Origin of the sequence: Pyramidobacter sp. CG50-2, from assembly GCF_003612005.1 — a bacterium.
Taxonomy (GTDB): Bacteria; Synergistota; Synergistia; order Synergistales; family Dethiosulfovibrionaceae; genus Pyramidobacter.
On sequence record NZ_RAWT01000043.1, the window covers coordinates 1 to 22361 of the forward strand.

The 22361-nt window shown below is 54.9% G+C and carries 18 protein-coding genes; 1 reads left to right on the forward strand and 17 read right to left on the reverse strand.

Translation table 11 applies throughout. The features are described from left to right. Positions 1-147: 147 nt before the first annotated feature. The 16 genes from D7D26_RS09040 to D7D26_RS09120 all read right to left on the reverse strand — a co-directional run bounded on the left by D7D26_RS09040 (position 148) and on the right by D7D26_RS09120 (position 19367). Positions 148-903 carry an SDR family NAD(P)-dependent oxidoreductase gene (locus tag D7D26_RS09040; RefSeq protein ID WP_120372837.1) on the reverse strand — a complete coding sequence of 252 codons (756 nt, stop codon included), beginning with the start codon at positions 901-903 and terminating at the stop codon, positions 148-150. Between the two features lie 84 nt (positions 904-987). Then, on the reverse strand, positions 988-2097 hold the full coding sequence (locus D7D26_RS09045; RefSeq protein ID WP_120372838.1) for an ATP-NAD kinase family protein: 1110 nt from the start codon (positions 2095-2097) through the stop codon (positions 988-990). Continuing rightward, positions 2098-3687, reverse strand: a complete 1590-nt coding sequence (gene gcvPB / locus D7D26_RS09050) for an aminomethyl-transferring glycine dehydrogenase subunit GcvPB (protein WP_120372839.1) — start codon at positions 3685-3687, stop codon at positions 2098-2100. A 22-nt stretch (positions 3688-3709) separates the two neighbouring features. Further along, positions 3710-5092 (reverse strand): aminomethyl-transferring glycine dehydrogenase subunit GcvPA, encoded by a 1383-nt coding sequence (gene gcvPA, locus D7D26_RS09055; protein WP_120372840.1) that lies wholly within the window; start codon positions 5090-5092, stop codon positions 3710-3712. A 28-nt stretch (positions 5093-5120) separates the two neighbouring features. Next, positions 5121-5903 carry an SDR family NAD(P)-dependent oxidoreductase gene (locus D7D26_RS09060; protein ID WP_078015555.1) on the reverse strand — a complete coding sequence of 261 codons (783 nt, stop codon included), beginning with the start codon at positions 5901-5903 and terminating at the stop codon, positions 5121-5123. A 905-nt stretch (positions 5904-6808) separates the two neighbouring features. Then, positions 6809-8227, reverse strand: a complete 1419-nt coding sequence (locus tag D7D26_RS09070) for a sodium:solute symporter family protein (protein ID WP_120372842.1) — start codon at positions 8225-8227, stop codon at positions 6809-6811. Positions 8228-8431: 204 nt separating this feature from the next. Beyond that, entirely contained in the window at positions 8432-9634 is a 1203-nt protein-coding gene (locus D7D26_RS09075) for a Zn-dependent hydrolase (RefSeq protein ID WP_078015552.1), read from the reverse strand. A gap of 28 nt (positions 9635-9662) precedes the next feature. Next, entirely contained in the window at positions 9663-10910 is a 1248-nt protein-coding gene (locus D7D26_RS09080) for a TRAP transporter large permease (protein WP_233543522.1), read from the reverse strand. A 23-nt stretch (positions 10911-10933) separates the two neighbouring features. Next, on the reverse strand, positions 10934-11440 hold the full coding sequence (locus D7D26_RS09085; protein ID WP_120372843.1) for a TRAP transporter small permease: 507 nt from the start codon (positions 11438-11440) through the stop codon (positions 10934-10936). A gap of 77 nt (positions 11441-11517) precedes the next feature. Beyond that, positions 11518-12528 (reverse strand): DctP family TRAP transporter solute-binding subunit, encoded by a 1011-nt coding sequence (locus D7D26_RS09090; RefSeq protein ID WP_120372844.1) that lies wholly within the window; start codon positions 12526-12528, stop codon positions 11518-11520. 33 nt (positions 12529-12561) lie between these two features. Then, the gene (locus D7D26_RS09095) at positions 12562-13242 is read right to left on the reverse strand and encodes an aspartate/glutamate racemase family protein (protein WP_078015548.1); all 681 of its coding nucleotides are present in this window, start codon (positions 13240-13242) and stop codon (positions 12562-12564) included. A 3-nt stretch (positions 13243-13245) separates the two neighbouring features. Beyond that, positions 13246-14631 (reverse strand): dihydroorotase, encoded by a 1386-nt coding sequence (locus D7D26_RS09100; protein ID WP_078015547.1) that lies wholly within the window; start codon positions 14629-14631, stop codon positions 13246-13248. A gap of 65 nt (positions 14632-14696) precedes the next feature. Next, positions 14697-16076: a dihydroorotase gene (locus tag D7D26_RS09105; protein ID WP_120372845.1), complete on the reverse strand. Its 1380-nt coding sequence runs from the start codon at positions 16074-16076 to the stop codon at positions 14697-14699. A gap of 246 nt (positions 16077-16322) precedes the next feature. Continuing rightward, the gene (locus tag D7D26_RS09110; protein WP_158606330.1) at positions 16323-17126 is read right to left on the reverse strand and encodes an IclR family transcriptional regulator; all 804 of its coding nucleotides are present in this window, start codon (positions 17124-17126) and stop codon (positions 16323-16325) included. A 547-nt stretch (positions 17127-17673) separates the two neighbouring features. Continuing rightward, a complete protein-coding gene (locus D7D26_RS09115; RefSeq protein ID WP_120372846.1) occupies positions 17674-18147 on the reverse strand; it encodes a hypothetical protein in 474 nt (157 codons plus the stop codon). A gap of 23 nt (positions 18148-18170) precedes the next feature. After that, on the reverse strand, positions 18171-19367 hold the full coding sequence (locus tag D7D26_RS09120) for a ParA family protein (RefSeq protein WP_078015543.1): 1197 nt from the start codon (positions 19365-19367) through the stop codon (positions 18171-18173). 198 nt (positions 19368-19565) lie between these two features. Here D7D26_RS09120 and D7D26_RS09125 point away from each other — a divergent pair, with 198 nt between their 5' ends. Continuing rightward, on the forward strand, positions 19566-20150 hold the full coding sequence (locus tag D7D26_RS09125) for a flavin reductase family protein (protein ID WP_199674748.1): 585 nt from the start codon (positions 19566-19568) through the stop codon (positions 20148-20150). A gap of 164 nt (positions 20151-20314) precedes the next feature. Here D7D26_RS09125 and D7D26_RS09130 read toward each other — a convergent pair whose 3' ends face one another. Then, positions 20315-21946: an N-acyl-D-amino-acid deacylase family protein gene (locus D7D26_RS09130; RefSeq protein WP_233543523.1), complete on the reverse strand. Its 1632-nt coding sequence runs from the start codon at positions 21944-21946 to the stop codon at positions 20315-20317. Positions 21947-22361 lie beyond the last annotated feature (415 nt).

Genomic DNA, 22361 nt, shown 5'->3' on the forward strand with positions numbered 1-22361 from the left:
ATCTCACCGCTCAGACCATAAGGAGTATTACCGCAAGACAATGGATTGTTAGGTGCTTTAATTGAGAAATAGTATAAGAACAATAAACGTCCTTCCCGTGAAAAAACGGGAAGGACGTTTATTGTTCTTGACCACGCGAATATTATCTTACAAATACAGCCCTGCCGTCTCGCCGCCGTCGATGCGGATGTCGGCGCCGGTGATGTATTGGGCATCGTCGCTGGCGAGGAAGGCGTAGAGCGCGCCGATCTCCTCGGGCGCGGCGTGGCGCTTCATGGGAATGCCTTCGTTGACCTTGGCCAGCATCTCGTCGGTGTATTCGGCGCGCTGCATGGGCGTGAGCACGTAGCCGGGACACACGCAGTTGACGCGCACGACGGGGGCCAGCTCGAGCGCCAGCGTCTTGGTGAGCAGGATCACGCCCGCCTTGGAAGCGTTGTAATCGGCGTACCAGCGGTGGCCCTCGGTGCCGTTGCTGGAGGCGGTCATGAGGATCACGCCGCCGCCCTGGGCTTTCATGCGCCTGCCGGCTTCTTTGGCGCAGAGGAACATGCCGCCCAGGTTGATGTCCATCACCTTTTTCCACTGCGCGTAGGGGATGTCGAGCGCGTCGCTGCGGACGGAGATGCCGGCGTTGGAGATCAGCACGTCGATGCCGCCCAGCAGGCGGTCCATCTCCGCAAAAGCCGCTTTGACGTTCTCCTCGTCGGAGACGTCGGCCGCGGAAAATCCGGCGAACTCGGGACGTTCCTTCTGCGTCGCCTCGAGGGCTTTTTTGTTGTAATCGACGATGAAAACCTTCGCGCCTTCCGCGGCGAAACGGCAGGCCGTCGCCAGTCCGATGCCGCTGGCCGCGCCGGTGATCATCACGCGCTTGCCTTTGAGTTCTTCATAACGTGCCATAAAAAGACCTCCTCAAAGAATGTTCCCGTTCGGGCGCTTCGCCCGAACTTTTTTATTCTACGGCCAAACGTCGGGAACGCTTCTTCACTCCACGCGGCACATCTGGCGGCGGTCGTAGCCGGTCACCACGGCGGCGTAGCCGGCGAACCGGCGGTCGAGTTCGGGGTCGCCGGTGTCCACGAGCAGGGGCTTGGGGAACAGGCCGATCAGTTTGGCCGGCGTGGCGACGACCGTCACGTTCTCCACGCCGACGCGGCGCAACACGGCGGGGCTGAGCTGCTGGTTGCCGCGGCCGAAGATGTGCCCCTGGCCGCCGATGACGGTGACGATCAGCGTGGTGTTGCCCGGTTCGACCAGGTCGAGGAGCTGGCGCTCCGTCAGGTCGGCGGCGACGAGGCGGCGGTCTTTGACGGCGTCGACGCCCAGCAGCGTGCCGGGGAGCTTCAGCTCGTCCATGATAGCCTGGGTGGTGGTGCCCGAACCGATCAGATACAGACGCCCGGGGGCCATGTGCTCCGCCGCCCAGGCGGCGATGGCCGAGCGGTCGTAGGCGTCGGGGTTCGCGCCGCCTGATTTGCGGTCCTGCAGGCAGCCGCGGTCCAGCGGCACTTTCAGGTAGCCGTAAAGGCGAGCGTTGACCGTGCCGCGGCGGAAAGCGTCTTCGTCGATGTCCATCACCTCGGCGTCGCCCAGCTCCTTCACGCCGCCGGAGGCAAATTTGCGCAACAGCTGCCCGGCGCGCACCGGCGTGACGCCGTAGACCGCCGAATGGATCTTCACGCCCGCCGGTACGCCGATCACGGGGATGTCCGCGCCTTCCGTCGCCGCGCAGACGTCGCGGGCCGTGCCGTCGCCGCCGGCGAAGAAGATCAGTTCCGCTCCGGCGGCGACCATGGCCTCAACGGCCGCGCGCGTGTCGGCGGCCCCGGTTTCGCCTGCCGGACGGTACACGGTCTCGTACGAAAGCCGCCGTTCTTTCAAAAGCGCTTCTCCCATTTCGCCGCCGCAGGCGAGAAAACCAACGCCGTCAGGCAGCGGCAGGGCGGCATCCAAAGCCTGCGCCATGCGCTCCGCGGCGCGGGGCACGGCGCCAAGCGCGCGGGCGCGGCGGAGCGTTTCCGCCCCGTCGGTGCCCTTCAGCGCCACGGAACCGCCCATTCCCGCCACGGGATTGACGAGAAAGCCGATTCTCATCTACTTCTTTTTCGGCTGGAAATAGCCCGTGTACTTCTGCTTGTAATTGCGCCACGACAGCACCCACTTGTCGGGGTCGTCGAAATAATCGTGGCTGGTATGGTGCACGGTGCTGTTCAGCGGCGCTTCGCGGATGACCTCGGGCTGTTCGTAGCACTCGCGCGCGATGGCGGCGAGGATCTCGCAGTAGGCGTCGAGGTCGCGCTTGCTGTACGACTCGCTGGGCTCGATCGTGAACGGTTCGGGGATCACCCACGGTTCGTGGCTGCTCCAGTAATGCGTGCCGTAATCGGGGATGCGCCGCGAGAAGTCGGCGGTGCCGAAGCCGGTGTCCTTTTTGAGCTGTTCCCAGCTGTAACGGACCTGCTCGATACGCGGTTTGTGATTGGGGAAACTGATCGACGCGCCCTTGATGGCGAGAATCTTTTTCATGCAGTAGTTGTTGTTGAGGATCGCCACGCGGCTCACCTCGCGCAGACCTTCCGCGCCGAGGCTCATGATCCAAGCGTAGGCGCGCACCGCCACGGGCGCGACGCCCCAGAAGGACTTGACCTTGCCGCAGCTGCGGGGCAGGTCGAAATCGAGGTAATAGCCTTTCTCCCCGCTGTGTTCGACCAGCGGCGCGGGCAAATAGTCGCGCAGTTCTTTGCAGCAGGTCACCATGCCGACGGCGGGGCCGCCGCAGCCGTGCGGCGACGAGAAGGTCTTGTGCAGGTTGAAGAACGACATGTCGAAGTCGGCCTCGACGGTGCGGGTGATGCCCAGCAGGCCGTTGGCGTTGGCCTGATCGTAGCAGCAGATCGCGCCGGCTTCGTGAGCCAGCCGCGTGAACTCGCGGATGCGGCGGTTGAAGATGCCGGTGTCTTCGGGATTGGTCATGAAGATGGCGGCGACCTTGTTGTTTTTCAGCGTCGCCTTGAAAGCTTCGATGTCGGGCAGCCCCTCGGCGTCGGGAGGCAACACGACGGCTTTGTAGCCCTTGACGATCGGGCAGGCCGCGTCGGCGGGGTGCGAGAAGAATGTGGTGACGACGGTGTCGCGGTCGTTTTCGCTCTTGGCTTCCCAGTAGGCGCGCACCACCGACGCCATGGCGAGGATGCCGTGCGCGCCGCCGCCGGGCTGGATGCTGAAGCAGTCGAGTCCAGAAATTTCCTTGAACAGCTCGCCCAGACGCCAGACGATTTCGAGAATGCCCTGCGCCGTGCCGTCCGGCTGCAGCGGATGCATGTCGGCCACCTTGGGACAGCCGGCGAGGCGGTCGTTCACCTTGGGGCTATACTTCATCGTGCAGGTGCCCTGACCGATGTCGATGTTGCTGTCGACGCCGAGATTCTCCTGCGCCAGATGGTTGTAGTGACGGGCCAGCTGCGGCTGGCTGATCTCCGGCAGGTCGGGCGCGGTTTCGCGCCTCATGCACTCGGGCAAGCTGGAAACGCCGTCGCCCGCTTCGGCCGCGGCGGCCGCCGAAACTTCCGGAACCAGTACGCCGCGCTCGCCCTTCACGCTCAACTCGTAAATGATCGGCTCGTTCCAGCTCGCTTGATGGAAACGATCCAGTCGGATGTCTCTTTTGTCCGCGATTTTATCCATGACGATCCTTCCTTTCCGTCCCTCAGGCAAGAATTTCGGAGAGCGCCTCGACCAGCGCGTCGACGTCGTCTTCACCCGTACGCTCGGTGACACACAGCAGCGCGCACTGCCCAAGTTCGGGGAAGTCCTTGCTCAAATCGAAGCCGCCGAGAATATTCTTCTTCAAAAGCGCCGCGTTGACTTCGGCGACGGTTTTGTTCTCGAAGCGCACGACGAACTCCTGGAACGTCGCGCCGCTCAGCGGGCAGACCGTCAGTCCCTTCACGGTGCTCAGCCGCTTGCGCAGCAGCAGGCCGCGCTGCAAAATGGTCTTGCCCAGTTCCTGCATGCCCTTCGGCCCGAGGCTGGCGAGATACACCGCCGCGCCGATGCTCCACAGCGCCGCATGCGTGCCGACGAATTCCTTGGCGCGGTCGCGGACAGCGAACGAGGTGCGCTCCCACATCACGTCGCCGAAGCCCCATTCGCCGTGAGTCGTCGGAGCCAGGCCGAACAGGCGCGAAGGATACTCGCGCACGATCTCGGGCCGGTCCTTGGCGGCCATGTAGCCGCCCACGCCGCCGCCGTAGTTCATGTGGATGCCCAGCGCCTGGATGTCGCCACAGGCAAGGTCAGCTCCGTACTGGAAGGGCGGCTTCATCACGCCCAGCGTCGAAGGTTCGGCGTAAACGACAGACAGCGCCCCAGCCGCGTGCGCCAGATCGGCGATCCGAGACGCCTCTTCCTCGACGACGCCGAAGAAGTTGGGATTCATCACCATTACCGCCGCGGTCTTATCGCTCAGTTTCGTCTTGAGATCGTTCAGGTCGAGGCGGCCGGTCCCGCGATCGTAAGCGACGGTCGTCACCTTCACGTCGGGATGCAGATACGTCTTCACGGCACGCGCCACGTCGGGATTCAGCGTCGATGGGATCAGCACTTCGTCGCGCTTCGTCACGCGCGTCGCCATGCGCAGCGCCGTGCCCGCGGCCTGCGAACCGTCGTAGTTGGGCACGTTGACCACGTCGCAATCCAGCAGCTCGGCCATCATACTCTCGTACTCGAAGCAGGCTTGGAAGCGGCCGTGATCCTCGTACGGCTCGCCGGCGTAGGCCGAAAGGAACTCGGAACGATTAATCACCTCGTCCACCAGAGCCGGAACATAGCGGTTATAGCAGCCCGCGCCGAGGAAGCAGGTCATTTCGTTGGCCGTCTTGTCCTTGTTCAGAATTCCCGAGACATGGCGGACAAGATCGCACTCCGCCTCGTAAGGCTGCGGAAGTTTGAGCGGCTCCTTCATGAGCAGCTCCCGAGGGATGTTCTGCCCGATCAGTTCGTCGATGGATTCCGCCCCGATGAACTTGAGCATCTCCGCCTGGACGGCCGGATCGGAGTTGGGAATGTAGGGATAATTCCTTTTCGACATCGTAAGACCTCCTTGAAAATCCGCCGCGTTAGGCGATGCCGCCGCCGTCGACGACCAGCGCCGAACCGGTGACCCACGGCGACATTTCGCTGCACAGGAAGAACACGCACATGGCCACGTCCTCCGGCGTGCCCAGCCGGGCGATCGGCCGCACCGCGCACGACGCCTTGAACGCCGAGTCGTACGTGCCGCCCAGCTGCTCGCATTCGCTTTTGAGCATCGGCGTGTCGCTGTCGCCCGGACAGACGCAGTTGACGTTGATGTTGTGGGGGCCGCAGTCAATCGCCAGCGCGCGGGTCATGTTCCACACGCCGCCCTTGGACGCGCAGTACGCCACGGCCTGGTCGCCGCCCTTGAGCGCCCAGCCCGAACCGATGTTGACGATCTTGCCGTGTCCCTGCTTCTTCATGTAGGGCACCACGTTGTGGCACATCAGGTAAACGCTTTTCAGCGTCACGTTCAGCACCAGATCCCAGTCTTTTTCTTCAAGATCTTCCACCGTGCGGCGGCGGGTCGCTCCCGCGCAGTTGACGAGACTGTCGATGCTGCCCCAGCGCTGGAACGCCGCTTCGGCCGCCGCGGCGCAGTCGGCCTGACTGGTGACGTTGCAGCGCATGAACGCCGCGTCGCCGCCGCTGGCCCTGATTTTCGCGGCCACTTCCTCGCCGCCCTTCTCGTTGATGTCCAGCAGCATCACTTTCACGCCGGCGTCGGCGAAGAAGCGGGCGATCCCCGCCCCCAGCCCCGACGCGGCTCCCGTGATGACGGCGTTTTTGCCCCTCATGCCGCACAGTTCGTTCAAATCCAACATGACGACGCCTCCCTGTCATAAAAACTCCGTATACAAAAAAAGCGTCCGACGCGCGAGCGCAAAAGAGTCCCTTTCGCCCGCCAAACATCGTTCGCCGTCCGCCGCGTTTTTCAAGAGCAAAAGCCGAAAAACGCCCGTCAAAACCACGAGGCGATGCTCTTACGCTTGTTTGTATACAATTTACTTGAAAAAATATTACGACATAAACGTTCATTTGTCAAGAGAACTTCGCCGGCAAAAAGACGGCGCATTGCCGTTTGTCCGTCCCGTTTCGTCCATCTTCCTCTGTCAAAAGCCGCCGTTCTCGTCATCGGGAAATGTTCATTGAAAATCCAGTATACAAAAATTCCGCGGCGTTTCTCTCACACGCCGCGGAATTTTTCACGCGCCCGACGGGCGCCGATACGACCTGTATTTTTTCTGTCAGATCAATCTAATTATTTTATCTTTGACATAAAAACATAAAGGCCCCTCTGTGCTCAATTATAGAGAGTCCACGGAGAGTCCTCTATGTTTTGATTTTTGACTGAACAGTCGAATTGAGACAACAAAGCAAGTTACACAGACCACAGCGCTCTCGCCTATACGTGCCTTGCAAACGGTACCAGACGGTTAGAAAACTGCATCGCCATGGTAAAAATGACATCTGAGTGACTGAAGAAAACGTCTTTCCCGCTACAATGCAAGACCACAGTATCCGTCTTTTCACCACCCCTGCGCAATATCAACGCGGCGGTGGCAGCGTAATCGTGTATGCCGTGCTTTAGTACAAGCTCGTCGCCAACGCGCTCATTGACGCAGATGCTTTTGGCACTGCAAGGACACAGAATGAAATGGGTACGGTCGCTTTCGTTCTGTGGCTGGAAACGGTAGAGGCAATAATGTGATTCTATAATATTAAACAACTACTCTTTGAAAAACTGATCAATAACTTTTTGAGAAGGAGGTGGGGTCAACTTACTGACAATTACCAAGGTCAACGTGCAGGTGAACAGTGAAGGTAAGATGGGAAACCAGCCGAACGGTCTATTCAAATAGCCCCAGATGGCTGCCGTAAGAATGCCAACGATCATTGCGGCAAGAGCGCCCTGAGCATTGGCTCGTTTCCACGCAAAAGCTGCCAGTACAACGACAGAGAGCATCGACCCCATATAGCCGACAGCATTAGCCTGAACCCACATAACACCCTGATTAGTGTGTATGGTGAAGAAAATTGCCAGAATGCCGATGATGAACGTAGTGATGCGAGCCATCTTCAACGTCTGCTGGGGCATGAACTGTCTAGAACTGCAACGCTGCACAATGTCGCGTACAAAAGTGGTTCCTGCGAGCAGCAACACGGAATCCGCTGTTGAAATTGAGGCCGCAAGAATACCGGCCATCATGATACCGCCGCCCCAAGGCCCCATCACTTTTTGAATGATTGTCGGAGCATAGGTATCAGCAACCCCTGTCAATCCGGGGAAAAGGACAATGCCGGCCAGCGCAGCGAGCATCAGCGGCAAATAGAAAAAGATAAAAGTAACACCCGTCCATGCCTGGCTCAGAGCAGCAGTTTTAGGATCCTTTGCAGAATAAATTCTCGTACTGAACTGCGGCGCTCCGATATTACCGATACCCCATGTCAAGAACCATGACATGGCTACACCCAATGGAATGGCACCGTTGGCAAATGGATCAAGTGCACTAGGTTTTATCTGTGCAAGTGTTTTATGGATTTTTACAACACCGCCTGCTTCGTTAACAGCGTTATAGCTCAGTAACCACACGCCGATAAGAATGATGGCACTACAAAAGGTGTCTGTCCAAGCGACGGCTTCCATACCGCCCATCACGGTAAAAAGGATGAAGATTGTCCCAATAACGATAATTGCTGTCGTGCGATCTATACCCATAGACGTTGTGACTACGGCTGCGGAACCAGTCAGTTGTGCAGAGGTAAAGAACAACATGGCAACAAGAATGACAATACCGGCAATAATGCTGTGAGCTTTGCCATAACGGACAGCGAGAAGATCGGGCAGCGTTGTCTGACCAAACTTGCGCAGTTTCTCAGCAAACCATAGAGCCGCAATCATTGATGTCAAAGCCGTACCAGCCCAGTTCCACCAGCCAGCCCAACCATAGCTATAGTAATAGCCAAAATAACCGATAACAGAAACAGTGCTAATAATTGTGGCAAAGTACGTACCGACCAGTGGAACAACACCAAGGTTACGTCCTGCAACGAACCAATCCTGATCGTTTTTAATGCGTTTAGAAACAAAAAGTCCGATCAGAAAAAGCAGGATCAGAAAAACAATAATACAAACGGTTAATTCCATAGATTTTCATCTCCTTTTCAGAGCATATAGAAATTGACGAGAACCTACCCCTTTTTTAGTAATTTCACAGCAAGACACACGATTGGGCAAATACACAGAACCGCAAAAAATCCCCAGAAAACATAAAGGGATGTCGGAATGATCTCGCTCATGCAAAATCCCCTCTCATTATAATTTTATATATTTCTTTATTGATTAAATTAGCTACTCTGCCAACAGAGCGACCGTCTCTGTCAGGACCTGAACACCCTTGAGCATATCTTCATCGGTAGTAAATTCAGCTCTGTTATGACTAATGCCGTCATGACTCTTTACGAAAATCATGCCGGTAGGCATAAAGTGTGCCATAGCTACGGCATCATGCGACGCACCGCTGGGCATACGCTGATAAGCATAGCCGCACCTCTTTACCGCTTGTTCAATTGTAGCAATGATATTCTCGTGCAGAGCAACAGGAGCTTTATTGACTATCTTTTCGATTGTAGGAGAGTATGCGGCATACTCGGAAGCGTTTACCATCTCATGAAGCTTTGCAACTAACTCATCACCAACTTTATCTGACAAAGAACGCAATTCCATGACAAAAGATGCCTTGCCGGGGACAACAGCCGGCGAATTAGGATCGAGGATAAATACGCCAGTGTTGTAAACAAAGTTATCTTTTTTCACAAGACGTTCATCGGCCCAAGCAAACCATCGTGTTAACAGTTCTGATGCCGGACGCATCGCATTTTTGCGCTCTGACATTGGTGTCGTGCCTGCATGATTTTGCTGTCCGTTCATTGTGATTTTATAGCGGATAATACTGACGATGCCGGTAGGAATACCGATTTCCAAATTTTTGCGTTCCAGTACGGGCCCCTGTTCGATATGCAACTCAAGATACGCACCGTAATCGTCAATCTTGATACGGGCATTGACAAGATCATCACAAGTTAACCCTGACCACTTAAACGCTTCTTCCGGCTGATTCAAAGGCGCCAGTCCAGTAATTGCACGGCTGCCAAATGTCCCCCCAAACAAACTCGCTTCTTCGGCGATGAAGCCGACAACTTCAATCGGAGCTGACAGAGAGCCGAACTTTTCATGAAGAGACTGCAAGGCTTCGATGCCTCCCAAGACTCCCAATGCACCGTCATAGATGCCGCCGTTAGGAACTGAATCAAGATGCGATCCGACGAGGATTGTTTTGCGTGTCGGATCAGTCCCACCATATCGTCCATAAATGTTGCCGATTGTATCTACACGGACTTTCATGCCGGCATCTTCCATCTTTTTCTTCACGTAATCACGTCCCTCGGCATAGGCAGGACTATATGAAGGACGATTCAAGCCCGCTTCGGACCAGCCGATTTTCGCCAGGCCGAAGAAGTTATTCAGAAAGCGTTTGTCATTAATCTTGATCATAACAATGCCCCCTTTTTTGCATTTCCTGCTAGAAAGGCCACAGTGACAGGAATGGAACGTACGTGATCAGCAAAACGCCGGTCAAGTTCCAGAGCATAAAGGGGATTGCCCCCTTAAGAATCCTTTCAAACGGTGCATGGGCAATATTGGCCGCAACGAACAGATCAACTCCCATGGGAGGCGTAGCCATCCCAAGCGCCAGATTGGAGATAACAAGGACACCAAAATGAATGGGATTGACGCCGAGCTTGGTAACCAGCGGCAGGAAAATAGGACAAAAAATCAGAATATTGGACAAGGTATCGATAAACATGCCGCCTAATAGGAACAGGACGTTCAAGAGCAGAAGGATAATAACCTTGCTGCTCGTAATACCAAGGATTAGATTGGAGATCAGCGTCGGAACGCTGCGCATGTGCAACAGTTTAGCGAAAGCACTCGCTGCTCCCATCAGGAAAATGCAAGAACCGGTGATTACAGCCGCTTCAACAAGTGCTTTGATCAGTCCCTGGAAGGAAAGCTGACGTGTGCAGAAACCGAGCACCATGGCGTAAACAACGGCAACAATACCAGCCTCGGTAGGCGTGAAAATACCGCAGTAAATACCGCCAAGGATAATAATCGGCATCAGCAGGGCTGTCTTAGCCTGCCAGATTTTTTCCAACACCCACAGCCAGTTACCGCCGCGGGGTTTGCCAACAAAATGATGTTTGCGAGCGATGATAATCGTGGGAATGATCAGAAACACGGCAACAATAATTCCGGGTACAATGCCAGCGACGAACAGATCGGTGATGGACACATTACAGTTAACACCGTAAACAATCATCGGAACGCTGGGGGGAATCAGCACACCAATGCCGCCGGCACAGGCTATTAAGCCGCCAGAAAAGCCGACGTCATAACCTCGTTCCAACATTGTCGGCAGCATAATTGCGCCGATCGCCGCAACTGTGGCGGGACCTGAACCGGACACGGCTGCGAAAAATGTGCAAGCAACGACAGCAGAGATTCCAAGCCCACCAGGAAAGTCGCCGGAAACAGCTTCGGCAAGGTTAGTCAACTGACGGGCAATACCACCATGTGACATCAACGTACCGGCAAGAATGAAAAAAGGTAACGCTAAAAGTGTAAATGAATCCGCAGTAACAACCATACGCTGACCAACAAAAAACATCACCTTTGCTAGACCGCCGGGGACCCACGGAGTGAACGCGATGCAGCTCAGACCAATGGTCGCCGCAATGGGGATCGTCAAAAGCAGTGCCAGAAACATGGTACCGAAGACGGCGAGTAACATTAGCGATCATCTCCTTTTTTATCTCCGAAAGAGAAAAACTCTTTTATTTGAGGAATAATGGATTTCTGGATGATGCGGAACGCCATAATAGTGAAACACATGGGACCAAAAACAAAATATGTCCATGTCGGAATTCCCATAGCTGCTGTGACCTGATGGCTACGGTATTGAAGACTCATAATGCTCCATGAATGCTGGATTAAAAGAATCGTAAAGGCAAGAAAGACCGTAGAGGAAAAGACTTTAATAAAAGTCCCCAAGCGTTTAGACAGAACTGTAAGGAGCGCTTCTACCTTAACGTGCTCAAGCTTTTTGGCACAAAGAGAGAAACTGAACAGCGCCAGAATCACAAAGCAAATGCGCATCAGTTCTTCTGCCCAGCTAAAGACGAAATGCAACAAATAACGAGTGATAACCTGTTCAGTACCAACGACAAGGATCATGAGAAATAAGATGACAACGACAGCCTCTTCAAGGTAATCGTCAAACAGCCTCAAGAGTTTCATATTTTTATACCTCCAGGATATTGGCAATCTATGGAAAAGGCGGAAAGGGACTCCTTTCCGCCTCCTGACGATGAAAACTAGTTCTGAGGAGATTCCGCGGGGAAGGACTCCTGAATCTTCATGATCTTATCGTATGTATCTTTGCCAACTTTCTCGAGGAATTCATCATAAACTGGCTGCGTTGCCTTGCGGAATGCTTCGCGTTCTTCATTGGTCAGCTCGATGATAATGTTCTGCGTGCCGGCCTTGTATGCCTCAAGCAGTTTCTTGCTGTTGCCGAATATATTTTCACGCCCCCAATCGCAGGCAAATTTCGCAGCTTCCGTAACCCAACGCTGTTCTTTCTCGTTCAGGCTTTCCCAAGTAATTTTTGACATAACGAGCAGCATCGGGTCAAGAATATGTCCGTCAAGCGTAATGTATTTCTGAATAGTGTCAAACCCCTGCGACTTAATGTTTTCAAGGGGCTGCTCACCAGCATCGATAACGCCCTGTTGTAGAGAGGTAAACACTTCGCCGAAATCCATAGGGATAGCGCTAGCACCCATCGCATTGAAAATGGCCATACGAATGGGAGCGGGCTCCGTACGAATCTTCACGCCCTTCAACTGTTCAGGCTTACGGATGGCAATATTGCTGTGAATGTGTCTCCAGCCCATGGGGAAATAACCAAGAGCTTTGATGCCTTTCTCCTCAAGCGGAGCAACGATCTCTCTCGCAACATCGCTATCCATAAAAGCCAGCGCGGCTTTCTCGCTCTTGAACAGATAAGGGAGGTCGAAGATCGAGACTGTATTTGAGAAAGGAGCCAAAAGGCCCGTGGAGATTAACCAGAAGTCGGTCATGCCCTGTTGAATCTGTTCAATGCCTTCGCGGTTGTTGCCAAGAGCAGAAGCGCCCATGACGGAAACGGTCAGTTCTCCGCCGGAAAGTTCTTTGACCTTATCGGAAAACTGGAGTCCAACGCCGGAGAACGTAATCGAAGGTTGACCGGTATGGCCAAGTACGAGCTCGCGGGCAGAAACAGCGGAAGCTCCGATCAGAACGAACGCTGCACATGCGAGAGTTACGCGGCGAAACATTGTCATAACTATAGCCTCCTGTCAGATAGTTTCTACGAATCAATCATTAGGTTTGAAACGACAGCGCTTGCTGGTACTGTATCCGGCATTGACGAGCCCTTCAGCGACCATCAAAGCGCACACTGTACCGTCAAGCACGGGAACGTGAAGTTCCTTGCTCATCGCCTTGTCAAGTCCTGCAAATTCTGCACAACCGAGCACGATGACTTCCGCACCGTCTTCTTCAATGGCACGTTTCGCTTCGGGCATTAGCAAAGTCTTTATATCCGTTCCTTCCATGGCCGTTTTTTCAGGGGCACGCACGGAAGCAAGATAACCACCCATGCGGAAACGGTCGCGGATCATTGCGGCCTTATTAGGAATACTGCGTTTGCCAGGGGAGATAACGGAGAATTTATCGCCAAGCATTGAGGCAATCTTTACGGATGCCTCACAAATGCCAACAACCGGTTTGGCTGAAATTTCCTTGAGCAGCTCCAGATTGGGGTCACTGTGGCAGGCAATCACAAAGGCATCAAATTTATCGTAATTGTCTTTGAGCAACTGCACCATGCCAGGTATAGAACGAGCATAATCTTCAAATGTTACGACAAATGGAGCTGCACCAGGAGTTGAAACTGTTGCAACCTCAAAGCGGCCATCGGCATACTGCTTGGCAATTTTGTCAATAACTTCGGTTCCTGCCCTGCTGCTGTTAGGGTTGATAATAAGAATGCGCATATGTCACTCCCCGTGACGAATCAGTCTACCCCAACCTTTGGCACCATGATCAACAATGCCGTTCTCCATCACAACACGTCCGCGGACGCAGGTCATTTCGGGTTTGCCAATCAACTTCATACCGTCGTACCACGTGGAAATGCCTCGGCCGTGAGTCAAGAACTTGTTGTGATCAACGGTGAATTCCTTGCTGGTGTCGCAGATTACGAAATCACCGTCTTTACCAGGGATCAGCCCCCCCTTGGTTTTCAAGCCGAAAATACGAGCAGGATTTTCGCAGATCAACTGCATCAGTCTGGGTAGTGTCAGCTTGCCATCGCGTACAGCCGTCAGCATCAGTGGCAGCGTCATTTCGATGCAGGCAGAACCAGCCGCAGCAGTGAAGATATCCTTGTTACCTTTCTCCTTTTCAGCAAGCAGGAAGGAACCATGGTCGCTACCGATGTAGTCGACGGTGCCGTCTTTGACATACTTCCACAGTTTGTCTCGGTCAGTGGCACTGCGAAGCGGAGGATTGCACTTGGCCATGGGGCCGTATTTCAGCAAGGCATCTTCCGTGAGAATCAGATAATGCGGGCAAGTTTCAATATAAACTTCCTGTCCGGCCAGACGAGCCTGTTTTAAAAGCTCCATCGCTTCCGGCGTGGAAATGTGTGCGATGGCTAGGCGAACTCCAGTTTCGCGGGCAACGCGAATCAGCTTTTCAATGCATTCGATTTCACTGATTTTAGGGCGTGAAGGGCAATGATACCCCCAGCCAACTTTGCCTTCAGCGCGGAATTTGGTAATCAAACGTTTGATCATGTCGTTGTTCTCCGCATGGACAGTGAGAATCAATCCAGTTTTTGCAACGGCTTCGAAGCCTTCCATGATGCCGCCGTCGTTGGGCATAGTCAAACCGCGGAACTCTTCGTCACGCCCTTCGGGAGCTTCGTGAAGGAACGTTTTAAAGGCGACAATGCCCTCTTTGGCAACACGCTCGGCTTCCTGCGGAAACTCGGAACCAGCCGCACCGAAAAACGCATAGTCTACGATACAGCGGGACTTAGCACGCTCAATACGTTTGGCAAGAATTTCAGGCGTATAAGGAGGAGGAGTGGAAATAGGATGCTCAAGGAATGCCGTTACGCCGGCGTTCGCCGCTGCCGCTGATTCTGATTCAAAATCTCCGCGTTCAATATGCCCGGGATCGCGTACATGCACGTGAGTGTCGACAATGCCAGGAAGCAGAAGTCTGTTCTGGGCATCGATCTCCCGATACGCCTCGGGCAGGTAATCATCGGCACAAACATCAACAATTTTCTCGTTTGCGATCGCGATGCCACCGTGGAAGACGGTGCCGCTTGAGTAGACCTGTGCGTTATGTACTACCAAATCCACCTTTACCATAGAAACCCCTCCTTAAAAATTTATTTTTATCAACATCCGCAGAAAACGGAAATTGAACAGAAAAACTAAACAAGCACTTCTCTCCCCCAACCCTGCATGCATGGAATCGGCGCGCCGTCTTTAAAAACAAATTTGCCGCGAACCAACGTATGAAGAATTTTGCCATGCAGTCTCCATTGTTCGTAGAGACGGGCAATGGCTTTACCATGCGAAAGCGTATTCTCGCATGACGGACAGACTTCAATGCGCGGGTCGACTACAACAAGATCTGCGTCAGAACCGGGAAGCAGCGCACCTTTTTGCGGGTACAATCCGAAAACTCTAGCGGCATTGGCTGACGTCAGTTGGACAACATCCTTCAGCGTCAAATTGCCGTTGAGGACAGATTCAAGCATCAGCGGCAAACGAGTCTCAAAACCGACATTGCCAGCGGGAGCCTTGAAAATATTTTTTTCACCTGGAAGCTTTTCTTCAGGCAAAAACGCTCCATGGTCGCTGCCGACGTAATCGAACTGTCCTCGATACAACCATTTCCATAATTGTTTTCGTTCCGCACAAGAACGGATAGGCGGATTATATTTGGCGTATGGCCCATAACCGAGTTGATCGGCTCTCTCATAATCAAGATAAAGGTACTGCGGACAGGTTTCAGCATATACGTCTAAGCCCTCAGCCTTTGCCCGCGCGATCAGATGCATAGAATCATTGCAGGAAATATGGCAGAAGCTGACGCGTGTGCCATATTCCCGAGCAAAACGTATTATTTTCTCCACAGCTTGAACTTCACAAACCGACGGCCGTGATTGAGCGTGAAGTTGTAGAGGAGACCGTTGCGGTTCATTTTGCAAACGTCGGGTATACCATGAAGCTATTGGGCCATTTTCAGCATGCACAGCCAAAATTTTGCCAGTTGCAGCGACAGCCTGCATAATCTCAATGAGAACTCCGTCATCAGTCGCCGTCGAAGCAATGAATTCCTTGGCGCGCGGACCGTTTACATCAAAAAGAAAAATTTTAAAGCCGATCACGCCTGCCTGTGCGAGCTCGTAAATATTTTGTACGCCGCCCGCAGCGGCACCGTAAAACGCAAAATCAACGCATGACTTTTTAGCGGCGATTTGTTCACGCTGATGAAGAATTTCCACAGTTGCCTGGGGTGGAGCGGAAATGGGCATTTCAAAAAAAATGGTGATACCGCCGGCTGCAGCAGCGATCGATTCGGAAGCGAAATCGCCACGCTGTGTCAGTTCAGGTTCACGAATATGAGCATGCGTCTCAATCCCCCCAGGGAGAATCCAAGCACCCTTAACATCAAGTTCTTCAACACCTGTTACGTTATTTTGACCAAGGGAAACAATCTTCCCTTTCGAAATACCAAGGCAACCGCGATATAAGCCTTCTCCGTCGAAAATCTCGGCATTTTTGAGCAATAGATCGACTTTCATACTTCCCACAACCTTAACGTCTCATTTATTAAGACGATAAATCATTGTATGAGACAAGTATAACACTTAAAGAACCACTTTTATAGACGACCAGTCAAAAAACATTAGAGCGTTTTGGAATATATAAATATGATGTATTTTAAAGAAACACTGAAAACGGTAAAAAATAAGCCGATTTCAGCAGGAAACCCTTTCCTCTGAAGTCGGCTTAAATCTCAATATGATTGTTTTTCCAGACAAAACGAATTAAATTTCGCCTAATGATGTCAGCCCAGGCGTTATCGCTTCTTCAATTTTAAGACGCGTCTTATTCATTTCATCAACAATTTCACTGATGCGTTTTTGCGAACTGCGATAATCGGGAAGGACAACACCCAAACTGCCGTAAGTGTTTTCCGCTGGGAACCAGATTGGCATAGCAATTCCCGTAATACCGGGATCGACCTGACCGCTGGCAAGCGAATAGCCGCGAGCTTTTTCCAGACGATAACGTTCCATCAACCGTTCAATGTCCGTGACAGTTCGTTCCGTATAGCGAACAAGTTCATGACGCTCAAGATGAGCCCTCGCTTCCTCTTCATCCATACCAAGCAGAACAGCAAAACCTGTCGCACCGGCATGGCAGGGATAAATGCGTCCGATTTCAGATGTACAGGAAAGCCGTTGGTGCGACGAGGCTTTATCGACGCATGTAGTCTCGTCGTTGATCATCATTGTCAGCACAGTTGTTTCCTGTAGATGATCGCGTAACTGCGTAAGATATTCATGAGTAATTGACAGTGAAGAAACCTGATCACCGCCCTTATGCCCGAGAATGACCGGTTTAATGCCAATCTGAAAACGGTCACCTTTTGTGCGGCGCAACCAGCGGCATTCTTCCAGCGTCGTCACGAGGCGGTGTACGGTGCTTTTATGAAGCCCTGTAAGTCGGCTAAGATCAGAGATCCCCAGCGTATCAGATGATTTAAAAAACTGTTCCATAATTGTCAATCCGCGAAGGAGCGACTGATTCGTGTATTTCCTTTTGATGATGTCTTCGTTTTCCAGCATCAAAACAAATCCTGCCTTTACGCTATTCATTAAATATTAATATACAGCTCATGTTATGTAAAATTTCGGCAGCACGGGGCAATGAGTGCACTACTATTGATAAGAATAGCATAAACAGCGGCCCTTTGCACAGATTATTTGAGTATCTATTGCCGGTCAGCAATAGATACCCTATCAATGTTCAAAAAACAGAATGAAAAACAATGCTCCAGACATGATCGTGGATAGCCCTTAGTGTAAGCAACGAGACAAAAATCGGCGCGTACAAGACGAATGCCGTTCCAGCGCCACATTTTCCGCAATCCCTTCGAACCTGCCTTCATCCACCAAACTCTGTTCGAAGCCTCCTGAGCAGATAGAGTGCTTCTGCTGCCAAGAGACTCTCCGGAGCTCCAGACGCTTCCCGTACGTCGCGTATGAGCTTGTAACAGAAAGAAGCGAGAGAAGCATACGGCAAATGTCGGCGTACAGAAGCCTTCTTCAAAAACTGCACGTCGTTACCGCGCCTGACAGGAGGATGTCAATTCCTCGGCTTCCTCCTCCGCGCTTACTTTGCGGGCGTTCTGTTCACACGAATCGTCTTGCTGATGGTGCGGCCGCGGCCGCCGCGCTCGGTATGGAGCACGGTGATCCATCCGGCCAGCGCCAGTTCGTTCAGCGCCCGCGCCAGCTTGTCGGCGCGCACTCTCATTTTTCCGGCCAGCTCGTCGATGACGATGACGCCGCCGCTGCGGGCGGCCTGACAGCTCAGCATGACGAGCCAGTCGAATTTGTTCATCACGCCGGGTTTCATGGCCTGGTACCAGTCCCACACGGCATCCTGTCCCGCAAGCGCTTCGGCCGTCGGCGCTGCGGCGGCGGGAACGGATTCGTCCGTTTCCGCGGCGACGGGCAGGGGCTCTTCTTCGAGCGATGAGCTCTCAGCCGCCGCGGAAGGCGTTTCCGGTTCCTGATTGAAGGCTGCGAAGCTCTGCAACGCTTCCGCGACGTTTTTGTCCAGTTTGAAGGAATCTTTTTCCATATCACGGCACCGCCTTTCCGTTGTCAGTCCCGCAGCGAAAGCGTCTGCCAGGCCAGATCGCCGAAGACTGTCAGCGCTTCTTTTTCCCTTGCCTCGAGCCCCTCGACGCCGAGGAAACGGTTATAACAGTCGGCGATGGCCGCGCGGCGCGGCACTTCGTACAGCGGGATGCCGCTTTTGGCCAGCTGCTCGGTCACTGCCGCGAGGATTTCGCGGTCGAGGCGCTGGCGCCGGTCGCAGCGCGAGAAGATGACGCCGCAGATGCGCAGGCGGGGGTTGCGGTGCTTGTACTCCGCCAGCGTCGCGGAAAAATGCGGCAGAGTCTTGAGGCACTGGCGGCTCGGGTCGATCGGCAGCAGCACGTCATCGGCGGCCAGCAGCGCGTTTTTCAGCGCCAGGGTCGCCGAGGGCGGCGTGTCGATCAGCACCAGCCGATATTCCCGCGCGGCGCGGTCGAGAAAACGCGCCAGACGGTCTTCCAGCGCGCCCTCCGCCGCCGGCAGGACGTCGGCGGCGGAGGGATGGGCCGGCAGGATGTCGACGTGGGCATAGCGGGTGGAGCGGATCAGCAGTTCGGGATTGCCGGCATAGGGCTGGGGGTCCAGCAGGGCGCGCAGGCTGAGCTCGGCGGGGACGTCCTCGGCGCGCAGGAAGAAATCGGTCGCCGAGCCCTGCGGATCGGTGTCGACGACCAGCAGGCGCTCGCCGCGGTCTTCTTCGTCCCAAATTTTCTGGATCGCCGTGGCGATGAAACAGGTGATCGTCGTCTTGCCGACGCCGCCCTTGAGCATGGAAACCGCCACGCGCTTCTGCGCGGCGCGAGCGGCGCTTCGAGTCCCGCTGTCCGCCGCGCTTTTTTCGTCCGCAGCCGCTTCCGCCTGGGCGGGAACGTCTTCCGCTGCCACAGGCTCTTCCGCTCCCGTCGCTTTGTCCGCGGCGGGAACGGACGGCTCGTAATCGAATTCGACCACTTCCAGCCGCTGCGGGACGATGTCGCCCATCTGCGCGGCCCAGCCCGCCCACTGCTCCACTTCCTCGCGCTCTTCATCGCTGAGGGGGATCTCCTCTTCGGCTTCGGAAAGCGGCTGAGGCGGCAGCGGCGCGGGAGGCGGCGGGAGATTTCTGATCCGCATCAGCCCTATGGATTTCAAGATGCTGTCCAGAATGGTCATGTTCTCACCGTCCAATCGATGGATGCTCATGTTCACATTATAATGCATGGGCGCAAAAATAAAAAAGGCTCGCCGCAAAGTTCCTTCACAAAAAGGCTTTCGTACGGAAAGCAGCGCCGCCGCTTTACCGCTTCCGCCTGCCATACTCCATACCGGCGGAGCTGTCAAAAGGCGCGCGGGGCCAAGTTTCAAGCCCGCTTCAGCTTGACAGCTTCCCCTATAATAGATTCGGAGAGGTGTCACATCATGAAAGGGATGATTTTTATGCGCAAGGATTTCGGCAAGCAAACGATCGTCACGCCGCTGCCCGTGCTTATCGTCGCGACCTACGGCAACGACGGACGCCCCGACGCCATGAACGCCGCCTGGGGCGGACAGGTCGACACCAACATGGTCCACGTCGAGCTGGACAACTCACATCTGACCACCGACAACATCAAACGGAGAAAAGCCTTCACGGTCAGTTTTGCCGACCGCAAAAACCTCGTCATGGCCGATTATTTCGGCCTCGTCTCCGGCCGTAAGGAAGACAAGATCGCCCAATCGGGAGCGCATGTGGAAAAGAGCGCTCACGTGGACGCACCCGTCATCACCGACTTTCCGCTGACGCTGGAGTGCCAGCTCGTCAGCGCCAGCGAGGAGTTCGGCGGCACCCGCGTGGTCGGGGAGGTGGTCAACATGAGCGCCGACGAGTCGATCCTCGACGAAAAGGGGCACGTCGATCTGGGCAGGGGCGAGTTCCTCTGCTACGATCCCGCCGCTTTCGCGTACCGCGTCATCGGCGAACGCGTCGGCACCGCCTTCAAAGACGGTCACAAGGTCGGCGGCTGATTCGTTCCGGCGTGACGGGACGCGGAACGTTTTACGCCGAGCCGACCGCCGCGTCAGAACGTGCCGTTTCATAAGAGGTCAAGAGAATTTATTCATGAATCGCCGCGAGCGAGAATCCCTATAGGGAATCCGTCCGCGGCGATTCGTTTTTTTCGAAAAAAGTTTTATTCGTCGTCAGGCGTCCAGTAACGCAGAACCCGCCCCGCACGCTCGCCGGTCGTTTTGCCGCGGCAGGCGCCGAGGCAACCGCCGACCCAGACGGCTTCGACGCCGACGGGCGGAGTCATGGGGCGTTCGTAGGTGCTGCCGTCGAGAACCGTTCCCGGGTCGAAGAGCACCAGATCGGCGTCCATGCCGGGGCGGAGGATCCCCTTGCCGCTCAGGCCGAGGCGCGCTGCCGGGAGCGAAGTCATCTTGCGCACAGCCTCTTCGAGGGAAAACAGCTTCAGTTCGCACGCGTAGCGTCCGAGAACGCGCGGGAACGTGCCGCTGTAGCGGGGATGCACGAATTCTTCCGGCGCGGCGATCGCGCCGTCCGAACCGATCATCACCAACGGATCGACGATCACGTTGCGGACGTCCTGCTCCGTCATCGTAAAATAGATGCCGCGGTCGGCGCCCTGGTTGCGAAGGATGACTTCGAGCAACGCCTCGAGCGGATCGGTCCCCATTTTCCGGGCAGCGTCCTCGAGGTTCATGCCGCGGTATTCGGGCGTGAGCGGAAGCTCGCCGAGCACGATCCCCTTCGCGCCGCCGCCGTGCTTCATCGTTTTTTGCCAACGCTCCGAGCCTTCCATTTCCTCGTGCAGCGCCCGCCGCGCCTCGGGATCGGAGAGAAGTTCCATGATGCCGGCGACGCCGCCCGAATGCACCCACTTGGGCATCAGCGAGCGCAGATTGGAGCTGGCCGCCGTGTAAGGATACTGATCCACGGTGATGTCCAGTCCCTCGGCGCGGGCGGCGCGGATGATGGAAAAAAGATGTTCGGCCATGCCGGGGCGATCGCTCTCGCGCGCCTTGAGATGCACGACCTGGGCCGGGATATGGTTGACGCGCGCCACGTTGATCGTCGCGCGCACGCACTCGGGCGATTTGTCGGCCTGATTCCTCATGTGGGACAGATAGAGGCCACAGCGCTTCGTCAGGCCGCCGGCGACGAACTCGAGCTCTTCGTCGGAAGAGTAAATTCCGGGAGGGTACGCCAGACCGCTGCTCAGGCCAAACGCGCCTTCTTCCATGCTCTGTCCGACGAGCGCCCGCATCCGTTCCAGTTCCTCGCGCGAAGGGTCGCGGCTGTCGAAGCCCATCACGCAGAGGCGCACCGTTCCCTGCCCGACAAACGAACCGGCGTTGACGCCGAGCGGCTGGCGGTCGAGGCGCGCCAGCCATTCGCCGAAACTGTTCCAATCCCAATCGACGCGACGGCCGCTCTTGGTCACGCCGGCGTATTCGTCCAACTCCGCCTTGCGCTCGGGGCAGATCGGCGCGGGGCTGATGCCGCACTGTCCCATGATCACCGAGGTGACGCCCTGCAGCATGACGTTGGCGGCCTCGGGATTGCAGATCATGCCGAAATCCGCGTGGCTGTGGATGTCGATGAAGCCGGGAGCGAGCATCAGCCCTTCGGCTTCGATCGTTTCGTCGTTGCGCCCGGCTTTGACGCCGCGGCCGACGGCGGCGATCTTTCCGTCTTCCGTCCTCAGGCTGCCCCGATACCACGCCGCTCCGGTTCCGTCGCAGATTTTCGCGTTATGGATGAAATAATTTCGCGCCACATTCTTCAACTCCTGATCCACAAGATAAAATTTTCCACTTTTCGTCGCGCTGACGCTGTATATTTGTATACAACATACTCTTCTCGCTTGCTGATTTCAGGACGTCTCAGCCATCGGTCAGCAAACTGTTTTATTAGATTACTAAGGCTTTTATGTGCTGTCAAGACGCCTATGAGACCGTAATGCATTTTTTATAGCTTTATGATATACTGTGCACAAACATGACAAAGTAAAATTTTACGTTAAGAATCTAGGGCTTGTTTAAAAAACGTCAAAGTTGCCTAAATCGATCCAATCGCTTAAACTTTTCTCATGGAAGAGAGAAGATATGAACTGACCTCCAGCGAGTGGAATCGAATCAAGAGAATGCTGCCGCCCGAACACCCGAAATCAGGTCAACGTGGACGCCCGGCAAAATACGATAACCGCAGGATCA